This window comes from Enterobacter sp. BNK-29, from assembly GCF_048684785.1.
In the GTDB taxonomy this organism is placed as follows: domain Bacteria; phylum Pseudomonadota; class Gammaproteobacteria; order Enterobacterales; family Enterobacteriaceae; genus Enterobacter; species Enterobacter cloacae_M.
This window is the reverse complement of sequence record NZ_JBLQTU010000001.1, coordinates 1264290-1275658: the sequence shown is the minus strand read 5'-3', so window position 1 is coordinate 1275658 and position 11369 is coordinate 1264290. Positions and strand designations below refer to the sequence as shown.

Sequence of the window (11369 nt, the reverse complement as noted above, 5' to 3'; positions counted from 1 at the left end):
ATTACTCTTTCAGCCACCTCAAACTCAGGGATTGCTTTGCAGGAGATCTATGACCGTACGCGTAGCGATTAATGGCTTCGGTCGCATCGGACGTAATGTGGTTCGTGCTTTATATGAATCCGGACGTCGGGCGGAAATAACCGTGGTGGCAATCAATGAACTGGCGGATGCTACGGGCATGGCGCATTTGTTGAAATATGACACCAGCCACGGACGCTTTGCCTGGGACGTACGCCAGGAAAGAGATCGACTTTTTGTTGGTGACGACGCTATTCGCGTGCTGCATGAGAACAGCATCTCCGGGCTGCCCTGGCGTGAACTGGGTGTGGATGTGGTGCTTGACTGTACCGGCGTGTACGGCAACCGCGAACATGGCGAAGCGCATCTTGCTGCAGGCGCGAAAAAAGTCCTGTTTTCTCATCCCGGCAGTAACGACCTCGACGCGACCGTCGTGTTTGGCGTCAACCAGCATGAGCTGCAGGCCGAACACCGCATTGTTTCCAACGCCTCCTGTACCACTAACTGCATTATTCCGGTCATCAAACTGTTAGACGATGCGTATGGCATTGAATCCGGCACCGTGACCACGATTCACTCCGCCATGCACGATCAGCAGGTTATCGACGCCTACCATCCGGATTTACGACGCACTCGCGCAGCGAGCCAGTCAATCATTCCGGTGGACACGAAACTGGCGGCAGGGATCACCCGAATTTTTCCGCAGTTTAATGACCGATTTGAAGCGATTGCCGTGCGTGTTCCGACGATTAACGTCACCGCAATCGATCTTAGCGTGACGGTGAAAAAACCGGTAAAAGCCTGTGAAGTCAACCTGTTGCTGCAAAAAGCGGCACAGGGGGCATTTCATGGTATAGTTGACTATACGGAATTACCGTTGGTCTCAGTAGATTTTAACCACGACCCGCACAGCGCCATCGTCGATGGCACGCAAACGAGAGTCAGTGGCGCACACCTTATCAAGACGCTGGTCTGGTGTGATAACGAATGGGGCTTTGCTAACCGAATGCTCGACACCACGTTAGCAATGGCCGCTCAAGGTTTCAGGTAAGACGCATTGTGCGTCTGCAAAACTTTAAGAATCAACGAGAGGATTCACCATGTCTGTAATTAAGATGACCGATCTGGATCTGGCTGGTAAACGCGTTTTCATCCGTGCCGATCTGAACGTACCGGTTAAAGATGGCAAAGTGACCAGCGACGCGCGTATTCGTGCATCTCTGCCAACCATCGAACTGGCTCTGAAGCAGGGCGCGAAAGTGATGGTCACCTCCCATCTGGGTCGTCCAACTGAAGGCGAGTACAACGAAGAGTTCTCTTTGCTGCCAGTGGTTAATTACCTGAAAGACAAACTGTCCAACCCGGTTCGCCTGGTGAAAGATTACCTGGACGGCGTTGAAGTTGCAGCCGGTGAACTGGTTGTTCTGGAAAACGTTCGCTTCAACAAAGGCGAAAAGAAAGACGACGAAACTCTGTCCAAAAAATACGCTGCACTGTGCGACGTATTCGTGATGGATGCATTCGGTACGGCTCACCGTGCTCAGGCGTCAACCCACGGCATCGGTAAATTCGCAGACGTAGCGTGTGCCGGTCCTCTGCTGGCTGACGAACTGGAAGCGCTGGGTAAAGCACTGAAAGAACCTGCTCGTCCGATGGTGGCTATCGTTGGTGGTTCTAAAGTTTCTACCAAACTGACCGTTCTGGATTCCCTGTCTAAAATCGCTGACCAGCTGATCGTTGGCGGTGGTATCGCGAACACCTTCGTTGCCGCTCAGGGCCACAACGTGGGTAAATCCCTGTACGAAGCAGACCTGGTTGACGAAGCCAAACGCCTGCTGAGCACCTGCGATATCCCAGTTCCAACTGACGTTCGCGTAGCGACCGAGTTCTCCGAAACCGCAACCGCGACCCTGAAATCTGTAAACGACATCAAAGATGAAGAGCAGATTCTGGACCTGGGCGACGTTTCTGCACAGAAACTGGCTGAAATCCTCAAAAACGCGAAAACTATCCTGTGGAACGGTCCTGTTGGCGTGTTCGAATTCCCGAACTTCCGCAAAGGTACTGAAATCGTTGCTAACGCTATCGCAGACAGCGAAGCGTTCTCTATCGCAGGCGGTGGTGACACCCTGGCAGCAATCGACCTGTTCGGTATCGCTGACAAGATCTCCTACATCTCCACTGGTGGCGGCGCATTCCTCGAATTCGTGGAAGGCAAAGTACTGCCAGCAGTAGCAATGCTCGAAGAGCGCGCTAAGAAGTAAGCCATTCAAGGGCAGGGAAACCTGCCCAATTTTCAGCGCGCTTTTAAGAGCTCGCACCTTTTCTAACGGCCGAAGATACAGGACTAAGCAACATGTCTAAAATTTTTGATTTCGTAAAACCTGGCGTTATCACTGGTGATGACGTACAGAAAGTGTTCCAGGTAGCTAAAGAAAACAACTTCGCTCTGCCAGCAGTTAACTGCGTGGGTACCGACTCCATCAACGCCGTACTGGAAACTGCCGCTAAAGTTAAAGCGCCAGTTATCGTTCAGTTCTCTAACGGCGGCGCTGCGTTCATCGCAGGTAAAGGCGTGAAAACTGACATTCCTCAGGGTGCTGCAATCCTGGGCGCTATCTCTGGTGCGCACCACGTACACCAGATGGCTGAGCACTACGGTGTTCCAGTTATCCTGCACACTGACCACTGCGCGAAGAAACTGCTGCCGTGGATCGACGGTCTGCTGGACGCGGGTGAAAAACACTTCGCGGCTACCGGTAAGCCACTGTTCTCTTCTCACATGATCGACCTGTCTGAAGAGTCACTGCACGAAAACATCGAAATCTGCTCCAAATACCTGGCGCGCATGGCCAAAATGGACATGACTCTGGAAATCGAACTGGGTTGCACCGGTGGTGAAGAAGACGGCGTGGACAACAGCCACATGGACGCTTCTGCACTGTACACCCAGCCAGAAGACGTTGATTACGCTTACACCGAGCTGAGCAAAATCAGCCCACGCTTCACCATCGCAGCGTCCTTCGGTAACGTACACGGCGTTTACAAACCAGGTAACGTGGTTCTGACCCCGACTATCCTGCGTGATTCTCAGGAATACGTTTCTAAGAAGCACAACCTGCCGCACAACAGCCTGAACTTCGTCTTCCACGGCGGTTCCGGTTCTTCTGCTCAGGAAATCAAAGACTCCGTAAGCTACGGCGTAGTGAAAATGAACATCGATACCGACACCCAGTGGGCAACATGGGACGGTATTCTGCAGTACTACAAAACCAACGAAGCTTACCTGCAGGGTCAGCTGGGCAACCCGAAAGGCGAAGACCAGCCGAACAAGAAATACTACGATCCACGCGTATGGCTGCGCGCTGCCCAGACTTCTATGATTACTCGTCTGGAGCAGGCATTCAAAGAACTGAACGCGGTAGACGTTCTGTAATTTGAGCTGCTAACAGCATCAGAAGGCCCGCAAATGCGGGCTTTTTTTTATGCTTTTTCAATACCCTGCCAGGCCGGTTTTTGTGATCTGTTTGGCAATACTTGCGCTTTTTGTTTACCCTTTACGGACCTGCCTGTCTCCATGGGGGATGGATTTTGTGTTTTGGTTTAACAAAAGGAAGAATAAATGGAACAACTCGATGTTGTAGACAGCATCAACAACGCCGGTAACTGGCTGGTGCGCAACCAGGCGCTGCTGCTGAGCTATGCCGTGAACATCGTCGCGGCGATTGCCATCATCATCGTCGGGATGATCGTGGCGCGTATCGTATCGAACGCGGTTAACCGCGTAATGCTGGCCCGTCACATTGACGCCACGGTGGCTGACTTCCTCTCCGCACTGGTGCGCTACGGCATTATCGCCTTTACGCTGATTGCGGCGCTGGGCCGTGTGGGCGTGCAGACTGCCTCCGTCATTGCCGTTCTCGGTGCCGCCGGTCTGGCTATTGGTCTGGCGCTGCAGGGCTCGCTGTCAAACCTGGCGGCAGGCGTTCTGCTGGTCACCTTCCGTCCGTTCCGCTCCGGCGAATACGTTGACCTTGGCGGCATTGCCGGAACCGTGCTGCAGGTGCAGATTTTCTCAACGACCATGCGTACCGTCGATGGCCGCATCGTGGTCGTGCCGAACGGGAAAATCATCGCGGGCAACATCATTAACTTCTCCCGTGAGCCGGTGCGTCGTAACGAACTGATTATCAGCGTGGCGTACGACTCCGACATCGATCAGGTGAAGTCGCTAATTAGCAACATCATCGCCTCAGACGATCGTATTCTGAAAGATAAAGAGCAGACGGTTCGCCTCAACGAGCTGGGCGCGTCCTCCATTAACTTCGTGGTGCGTATCTGGAGCAAAAGCAGCGATCTGCAAAACGTGTACTGGGACGTGCTGGAGCGCATTAAGCGCGACTTCGATGCCAACGGCATCAGCTTCCCGTACCCTCAGATGGACGTAAACGTCAAAAAAGTCAAAGAAGCCGAATAACTTCTCTCAGGCCCGGTCAGCGCTACCGGGCTTTATTTTTATAAGCATTGCTAATCCCCAATTAATATTATCAATTTCCTCTAATGTAGTTCGCGCAGTATAGTCTCCTTCCAGAACAATACTGTGAGAATTTATTCATGTTATCTTATTATTTTCAAGGGCTTGCCTTAGGTGCGGCCATGATCCTCCCACTTGGCCCGCAAAATGCGTTTGTGATGAACCAGGGCATCCGCCGCCAGTATCATCTGATGATTGCCCTGCTGTGCGCGGTTAGCGATTTACTGCTGATTTGTGCCGGGATTTTTGGCGGCAGCGCATTGCTCATGCAGTCTCCCTGGCTGCTGGCGCTGGTCACCTGGGGCGGCGTGGCGTTTCTGCTCTGGTACGGTTTTGGAGCCCTGAAAACCGCGATGAGCACCAACCTCGAACTGGCGAGCGCGGAAGTCATGAAGCAGGGCCGCTGGAAGATTATCGTTACTATGCTGGCGGTCACCTGGCTTAATCCGCATGTTTATCTGGACACCTTCGTGGTGCTGGGCAGCCTCGGCGGGCAGCTGGACGTTGAGCCGAAACGCTGGTTTGCGCTAGGTACGGTTAGCGCCTCTTTCCTCTGGTTCTTCGGTCTTGCCATTCTGGCTGCATGGCTGGCGCCTCGTCTGCGTACGGCCAAAGCCCAGCGCATCATTAATACGCTGGTGGGGCTGGTGATGTGGTTTATTGCTTTTCAGCTGGCAAAAGAGGGGATTCACCACGTTCAGGAATTGTTCAACTAATCCTTGTCTTATGGACAACTGAACAAGACCCGCTAAGCTTGCTGGCATGCGCCCTGTTAATGGGCACTCTTCGCAACATGGAGGAATAACAGTGAAGTTTAAGGTGATGGCCCTGGCGGCATTAGTAAGTTTTGGTGCGGTGTCGGTGCAGGCAAGTGAACTGCCGGATGGCCCGCACATCGTCACTTCAGGCACCGCAAGCGTGGACGCGGTACCCGATGTCGCAACGCTGGCAATTGAAGTCAATGTGTCTGCGAAAGATGCGGCATCTGCCAAGAAGCAGGCTGACGATCGTGTTGCGCAATACCTCTCTTTCCTTGAGCAGAACGGTGTCGGTAAAAAAGATATCAACTCCGCGAACCTGCGTACTCAACCCGATTATGACTACCAGAATGGTAAAAGCATCCTGAAAGGCTACCGTGCCGTGCGTACCGTCGAAGTGACCGTGCGTCAGCTGGATAAGCTTAACTCGCTGCTGGATGGCGCGCTGAAGGCGGGACTGAATGAAATTCGGTCCGTGTCGCTGGGCGTTGCGCAACCGGAAAAATACAAAGACGAAGCGCGTAAAGCGGCGATTGATGATGCCATTCACCAGGCGGAACAGCTGGCTTCTGGCTTTAAGAGCAAGCTCGGCCCGGTTTACAGCGTGCGTTACCACGTCTCTAACTACCAGCCAAGCCCGATGGTACGGATGATGAAGGCTGATGCAGCCCCGGTGTCTGCTCAGGAAACATACGAGCAGCCAACCATTCAATTTGACGATCAGGTGGATGTGGTGTTCCAACTGGAGCCAACTCAAACCCAGCAAACTGAGGCGCCTAAGGCACAGTAATTTGCCCTCACCCTAACCCTCTCCCGCAGGGAGAGGGAATTCAAGCGATTAATCCTGTCTCAATACCTTGTGCCCGTACGCCAGCAGCGCGTCGGTGACGTTGCGCATCATGCGGCTTTCCGGCGCAAAACGGTGCCAGTAGAGCATCCGGCGCTGATACAGCCCTGGCGTCAGGTCAATCAGCTCACCGCTTTTCAACTCTTTCTCAATCTGCAGATGCGGGATCATGCAGCAGGTGGTGCCCTGACGCGCAAGCTGCACAAAGGCTTCAGACGAGTTGACGATATGGCACGGTACGCTGCCCGGCGGCAGATCGAAGTTTTGCTGCAGGAACGCCTGATGCATATCGTCCAGATGGTCGAACGCCACGGCAGGGGCTTTCAGCAGCGCGGCGCGGGTGACGCCGTTCGGGAAGTAGCGCTCGGCGAAGGCTTTTGAACCCACAAACAGGTAGTCCAGCGCGCCCAGCTGATCGACAAGACAGCTTGGCAAGGCCTGAGGCTGGATACTCACCGCCCCAACCACTTCACCGCGACGCAGGCGTTCCTGGGTACGGGTTTCATCCTCAACCTGTAAATTCAGGCGGATAGGGGAATCCGCTAATACCGGCGCAAGGGCCGGCAGCAGCCAGGTTGCGAGACTGTCGGCGTTGACCGCCAGAGAGAGCAGCAGCGGCGTAGAGCCCGTTTGTTCGTCACCCAGCCACTCGTCTTCCAGCAGTTCAACCTGGCGCAGCAGGGCGAGAAGCTTTTGCCCTTGCTCGGTTGGACGTGGCGGCACGGTACGCACCAGCAGCGGCTGGCCGAACATGTTTTCAAGCTGTTTGATACGCTGTGATACGGCGGACTGGGTGATGCAAAGCTTTTGCGCCGCGCGCTCAAAACCGCGTTCACGAATAACTGCATCAAGTGCCTGTAGTGTTCTGTAGTCCGGACGTTTCATTGCTCTGGCTGGCTCCTTAATTTTGCTTATTCTGCACTATGACACAATTTTCCCTTCGTGGCAGACGAATTCCATTCGACGTGTTCTATAATGCGCCCTGAGTTTTCACACCACAGGCAAAACGATCATGACGCAGGATGAACTGAAAAAAGCAGTAGGATGGGCCGCTCTCCAGTACGTGCAGCCGGGTACCATTGTCGGTGTCGGTACGGGATCAACCGCGGCACACTTTATCGATGCGCTGGGCACGATGAAGGGGCAAATCGAGGGCGCGGTTTCCAGCTCTGATGCTTCCACGGAAAAGCTGAAAAGCCTCGGCATTACCGTTTTCGATCTCAACGAAGTGGATCGTCTGGGGATTTACGTTGATGGCGCGGATGAAATCAACGGCCACATGCAGATGATCAAAGGCGGCGGCGCGGCGCTGACGCGCGAGAAGATCATCGCCTCCGTTGCGGACAAGTTTATCTGCATCGCGGACGCCTCCAAGCAGGTCGACATTCTGGGTAATTTCCCGCTGCCGGTCGAAGTGATCCCAATGGCCCGTAGCGCGGTTGCCCGTCAGCTGGTGAAGCTGGGCGGTCGTCCGGAATATCGTCAGGGCGTCGTCACCGACAACGGTAACGTGATCCTTGACGTTCACGGTCTGGAAATCCTCGACGCGATTGCGCTGGAAAATGCCATCAACGCTATCCCAGGCGTAGTGACCGTAGGGCTATTCGCCAACCGTGGCGCGGATGTGGCGCTGATTGGCGCCGCTGACGGCGTGAAAACCATCGTAAAATGATCTGACGGGGGGAGTCCTCCCCCCGCTAAAAAATTTTTGAAAAGCTAAATTCGGTGACTTGTGTCACGTTTTTCAACCTCTTTTGCCGATCCTGCCGCGTTTGTAAATTTCCATAGCATTTTCCTCTGACATTTTGCCCTGGATGACTTTTCTTCAGAGTGCCGACGCAAACGTTCATATTGCTGCAATAGTTTTTTTTGATATGTTGGCTACAGCGGATTCATATCCAGCACAACATCAGTTCAGACAAAAACAGGGTCGGGTAAATGGCAAAGGTATCACTGGAGAAAGACAAGATTAAATTCCTGCTGGTCGAGGGCGTGCATCAAAAAGCAATCGATAGCCTTCGTGCGGCAGGTTACACCAACATCGAATTTCACAAAGGCGCGCTCGATACCGAAGAGCTGAAAGCGTCCATCCGTGATGCCCACTTTATTGGCCTGCGATCCCGTACTCACCTGACTGAAGAGGTTATTGCCGCAGCGGAAAAGCTGGTGGCTATCGGCTGCTTCTGCATCGGTACCAACCAGGTTGACCTGAATGCTGCCGCCAAACGCGGTATTCCCGTCTTCAACGCCCCGTTCTCCAACACCCGTTCCGTAGCGGAGCTGGTGATCGGCGAACTGCTGCTGCTGCTGCGCGGCATTCCAGAAGCGAACGCCAAGGCGCACCGCGGCGTGTGGAACAAGCTGGCATCCGGCTCATATGAAGCGCGTGGTAAAAAGCTGGGGATTATCGGCTACGGCCACATCGGTACGCAGCTCGGTATTCTGGCGGAATCTCTGGGCATGCACGTGTTTTTCTACGATATCGAAAGCAAGCTGCCGCTGGGCAATGCGACCCAGGTTCAACACCTTTCTGACCTGCTGAACATGAGCGACGTGGTGAGCCTGCACGTGCCGGAAAATGCGTCCACCAAAAACATGATGGGCGCGGAAGAGCTGGCGCTGATGAAGCCGGGCTCGCTGCTGATCAACGCCGCGCGCGGCACGGTTGTCGATATCCCGGCCCTGGCGGATGCGCTGAAGCGTAAGCACCTGGCGGGCGCGGCCATCGACGTCTTCCCGACGGAGCCAGCGACCAACAGCGATCCGTTTACCTCTCCGCTGTGCGAGTTCGACAACGTGATCCTGACGCCGCACATCGGCGGCTCTACCCAGGAAGCGCAGGAGAATATCGGTCTGGAAGTAGCGGGTAAGCTGAGCAAATATTCCGACAACGGTTCTACGCTCTCTGCTGTGAACTTCCCGGAAGTGTCTCTGCCGCTGCACGGTGGTCGTCGTCTGCTGCACATCCACGAGAACCGTCCTGGCGTGCTGACCGCGATCAACCAGATCTTTGCCGAGCAGGGCGTCAACATTGCCGCGCAGTATCTGCAGACGAACTCGCAGATGGGCTACGTGGTTATTGATATCGAAGCGGATGACGATGTGGCCGAAAAAGCGCTGCAGAGCATGAAGGCGATTCAGGGGACGATTCGCGCGCGTCTGCTGTACTAATTGTGGCGAGGTAAATGCAAAACGGTAACGATAGTTACCGTTTTTTTATGTTTTCACCCTCTCCCTGTGGGAGAGGGCTGGGGTGAGGGCATCAGGCCGCACGTTTGATTCACCACTCCCACAGCTTCGACGGCGTCACCACCGCCGGCAACGGCACATCCCATTTCTCCACCGGCAACGCCTCCACGCCCTGACAATCATGCGCATAGCCCACCGGCTGCAACCCGTACTGCTGCCAGTTTTGCAGCGTCCGGTCATAAAAACCGCCGCCCATCCCTAAACGCTGGCCCCGTTCATCAAACGCCACCAGCGGCGTAATCAATACATCCAGCTGTGACAGCGGGAGCACGTCGCGCACGTCGAGTTTCGGTTCGGTGATTTTCAGGTGATTTACCACCAGTTCGCTGTGCGGATGGTAGTGCAGAAACAGCAAATTACCTTCGCTGAACGGGTGCAGCACCGGCAGATAGACCTTCTTCCCGGCGCGCCAGAGCTGTTCTATCAGCGGTTGGGTATCCAGCTCTCCATCAAATGACAGAAATAGCGCAACGGTGTGCGCCATCACGACAGGGGGATACGCCATCATGCGGGCGGCTGCCTGCTGGGCAAAATGCGCTTGCTGATCGGCGGTTAACGCACGGCGGCGCTGACGAATTAACTGACGGATGTCCTGGCGTGAAGCAGAAACTTCAGGGAATTGGGTCATGGTAGTCGGTAGAAGAAAAGAGAGGGAATCTCCGAGATGCCGCCGCAGGCTGTAACCCTTGAACCCTTGGTTCAAGGTGAATGTGTCGTCATAGTTTTAAGGCTTCTCGGACGGACCGAGCATGCTCACCAACCATGGAGCGCCACATTCTTGTGGTATGAAATATCGGCTCAGGGGACTGGCCCGCTTGCGAACATCTCAGAGAAATTTTGTCTTCACAGTTACTCTACCATAGTCAACTGAGAAGTGTTATTCAAACTTTGGTCCCGGTCTTTCGGGATTGCGACCTTGATCAAGCAATGCCTGTTCTATGGTCTGCTGGAGCATTTTAATGCGCTGCTCCATGCTTGCCGCGTAGTCGCGGGTCTTCGCTTTTTCCTGAGTCAGTTCATAGCTGATGTTCAACGCGGCTATGAAAACCAGCTGCTCAGTATTTGTGACTCTAGTGCGTTCTTTTAGATCTTGCAACCGCTGATTCAAATCGTCCGCTGCCTGATTCAAAGCATCCCTTTGTTCAGGCGGACAATTCACTCGCAGTGAACGGCCAAAAATCTGGAGATCGACGGGTTGTGCAGACATGCCACCTTCCTGCTGATTGACTGCGCTGCCTTCGCTTACTGCCCCGGGGGCTGCGAAGGGGCGACACTATAGCTACCCTGATGTGAAGATACAAGCCCTTTTCTGGTATCACCAGGGTCCAAAGTGGTAGCATATCATGAAACTTCCCCCCTTTGATGACGAATGCTCATGTCTATACAGAACGAAATGCCTGGTTACAAGGATTTAAACCAGTTACTGAACCAGCAGGGAATCGGTTTAACCCCTGCCGAAATGCACGGTCTGATCAGTGGCATGCTGTGCGGCGGAAACAGCGACAGCTCATGGCAGCCGCTGATCCACGACCTCACGAATGAAGGGCTGGCGTTTGGTCACGAGCTGGCGGAAGCGCTGCGTAAAATGCACGCCACAACCAGCGATTCGCTGGAAGACGATGGCTTCCTTTTTCAGCTTTATCTGCCTGAAGGCGACGACGTCAGCGTGTTCGATCGCGCCGATGCGCTGGCCGGCTGGGTAAACCACTATCTGCTGGGGCTGGGCGTGACGCAGCCTAAACTGGATAAAGTGACCGGCGAAGCGGGTGAGGCGATCGACGACCTGCGTAACATTGCCCAGCTTGGCTACGATGAAGACGAAGACCAGGAAGAGCTGGAAATGTCTCTTGAAGAGATTATTGAGTACGTGCGCGTGGCGGCACTGCTGTGCCACGACAATTTCACGCGCTCACAGCCGACCGCGCCGGAAGTCCGCAAGCCAACCTTACATTAAGAAAAATAA

At 54.3% G+C, this 11369-nt stretch carries 12 protein-coding genes and 1 other RNA gene; 9 read left to right on the top strand and 4 right to left on the bottom strand.

The features are described from left to right. The first annotated feature begins 49 nt into the window (after positions 1 to 49). The 6 genes from epd (at position 50) to ACMGGX_RS05915 (ending at position 6100) form a co-directional block, all read left to right on the top strand. Entirely contained in the window at positions 50 to 1069 is a 1020-nt protein-coding gene (gene epd, locus ACMGGX_RS05940; RefSeq protein WP_032660071.1) for an erythrose-4-phosphate dehydrogenase, read from the top strand. 49 nt (positions 1070 to 1118) lie between these two features. Beyond that, a complete protein-coding gene (pgk, locus tag ACMGGX_RS05935; protein WP_023333323.1) occupies positions 1119 to 2282 on the top strand; it encodes a phosphoglycerate kinase in 1164 nt (387 codons plus the stop codon). Positions 2283 to 2374: 92 nt separating this feature from the next. After that, the gene (gene fbaA / locus ACMGGX_RS05930) at positions 2375 to 3454 is read left to right on the top strand and encodes a class II fructose-bisphosphate aldolase (protein ID WP_032660076.1); all 1080 of its coding nucleotides are present in this window, start codon (positions 2375 to 2377) and stop codon (positions 3452 to 3454) included. Between the two features lie 186 nt (positions 3455 to 3640). After that, a complete protein-coding gene (gene mscS, locus ACMGGX_RS05925) occupies positions 3641 to 4495 on the top strand; it encodes a small-conductance mechanosensitive channel MscS (RefSeq protein ID WP_024906566.1) in 855 nt (284 codons plus the stop codon). 137 nt (positions 4496 to 4632) lie between these two features. Beyond that, positions 4633 to 5268 (top strand): arginine exporter ArgO, encoded by a 636-nt coding sequence (argO, locus tag ACMGGX_RS05920; RefSeq protein WP_029739215.1) that lies wholly within the window; start codon positions 4633 to 4635, stop codon positions 5266 to 5268. 91 nt (positions 5269 to 5359) lie between these two features. Next, the gene (locus ACMGGX_RS05915) at positions 5360 to 6100 is read left to right on the top strand and encodes an oxidative stress defense protein (protein ID WP_033146598.1); all 741 of its coding nucleotides are present in this window, start codon (positions 5360 to 5362) and stop codon (positions 6098 to 6100) included. A 48-nt stretch (positions 6101 to 6148) separates the two neighbouring features. Here ACMGGX_RS05915 and argP read toward each other — a convergent pair whose 3' ends face one another. Next, positions 6149 to 7042: a DNA-binding transcriptional regulator ArgP gene (gene argP, locus ACMGGX_RS05910; RefSeq protein ID WP_008499727.1), complete on the bottom strand. Its 894-nt coding sequence runs from the start codon at positions 7040 to 7042 to the stop codon at positions 6149 to 6151. A gap of 127 nt (positions 7043 to 7169) precedes the next feature. Here argP and rpiA point away from each other — a divergent pair, with 127 nt between their 5' ends. Both rpiA and serA read left to right on the top strand, forming a co-directional pair. Then, positions 7170 to 7829 carry a ribose-5-phosphate isomerase RpiA gene (gene rpiA, locus ACMGGX_RS05905; RefSeq protein WP_420298162.1) on the top strand — a complete coding sequence of 220 codons (660 nt, stop codon included), beginning with the start codon at positions 7170 to 7172 and terminating at the stop codon, positions 7827 to 7829. 266 nt (positions 7830 to 8095) lie between these two features. Beyond that, the gene (gene serA, locus ACMGGX_RS05900) at positions 8096 to 9328 is read left to right on the top strand and encodes a phosphoglycerate dehydrogenase (protein WP_023309113.1); all 1233 of its coding nucleotides are present in this window, start codon (positions 8096 to 8098) and stop codon (positions 9326 to 9328) included. A gap of 109 nt (positions 9329 to 9437) precedes the next feature. Here serA and ACMGGX_RS05895 read toward each other — a convergent pair whose 3' ends face one another. The 3 genes from ACMGGX_RS05895 to zapA all read right to left on the bottom strand — a co-directional run bounded on the left by ACMGGX_RS05895 (position 9438) and on the right by zapA (position 10613). Beyond that, complete coding sequence (locus tag ACMGGX_RS05895) at positions 9438 to 10034, bottom strand: 5-formyltetrahydrofolate cyclo-ligase (RefSeq protein WP_420298161.1); 597 nt, start codon at positions 10032 to 10034, stop codon at positions 9438 to 9440. A gap of 24 nt (positions 10035 to 10058) precedes the next feature. Continuing rightward, positions 10059 to 10242, bottom strand: a non-coding RNA gene (gene ssrS / locus ACMGGX_RS05890) — 6S RNA. 41 nt (positions 10243 to 10283) lie between these two features. Beyond that, complete coding sequence (zapA, locus tag ACMGGX_RS05885) at positions 10284 to 10613, bottom strand: cell division protein ZapA (protein WP_006811891.1); 330 nt, start codon at positions 10611 to 10613, stop codon at positions 10284 to 10286. A 168-nt stretch (positions 10614 to 10781) separates the two neighbouring features. On the opposite strand from zapA, the gene ACMGGX_RS05880 reads away from it, so the two are divergent. Continuing rightward, positions 10782 to 11360 (top strand): YecA family protein, encoded by a 579-nt coding sequence (locus tag ACMGGX_RS05880; protein ID WP_257260170.1) that lies wholly within the window; start codon positions 10782 to 10784, stop codon positions 11358 to 11360. Positions 11361 to 11369 lie beyond the last annotated feature (9 nt).

What these genes read in the sequence shown, in the direction of transcription:
- epd (WP_032660071.1), top strand. Translation starts at nt 50, where the DNA reads ATGACCGTACGCGTAGCGATTAATGGCTTCGGTCGCATCGGACGTAAT.
- pgk (WP_023333323.1), top strand. Translation starts at nt 1,119, where the DNA reads ATGTCTGTAATTAAGATGACCGATCTGGATCTGGCTGGTAAACGCGTT.
- fbaA (WP_032660076.1), top strand. Translation starts at nt 2,375, where the DNA reads ATGTCTAAAATTTTTGATTTCGTAAAACCTGGCGTTATCACTGGTGAT.
- mscS (WP_024906566.1), top strand. Translation starts at nt 3,641, where the DNA reads ATGGAACAACTCGATGTTGTAGACAGCATCAACAACGCCGGTAACTGG.
- argO (WP_029739215.1), top strand. Translation starts at nt 4,633, where the DNA reads ATGTTATCTTATTATTTTCAAGGGCTTGCCTTAGGTGCGGCCATGATC.
- argP (WP_008499727.1), bottom strand. Translation starts at nt 7,042, where the DNA reads ATGAAACGTCCGGACTACAGAACACTACAGGCACTTGATGCAGTTATT.
- rpiA (WP_420298162.1), top strand. Translation starts at nt 7,170, where the DNA reads ATGACGCAGGATGAACTGAAAAAAGCAGTAGGATGGGCCGCTCTCCAG.
- serA (WP_023309113.1), top strand. Translation starts at nt 8,096, where the DNA reads ATGGCAAAGGTATCACTGGAGAAAGACAAGATTAAATTCCTGCTGGTC.
- ACMGGX_RS05895 (WP_420298161.1), bottom strand. Translation starts at nt 10,034, where the DNA reads ATGACCCAATTCCCTGAAGTTTCTGCTTCACGCCAGGACATCCGTCAG.
- zapA (WP_006811891.1), bottom strand. Translation starts at nt 10,613, where the DNA reads ATGTCTGCACAACCCGTCGATCTCCAGATTTTTGGCCGTTCACTGCGA.
- ACMGGX_RS05880 (WP_257260170.1), top strand. Translation starts at nt 10,782, where the DNA reads ATGTCTATACAGAACGAAATGCCTGGTTACAAGGATTTAAACCAGTTA.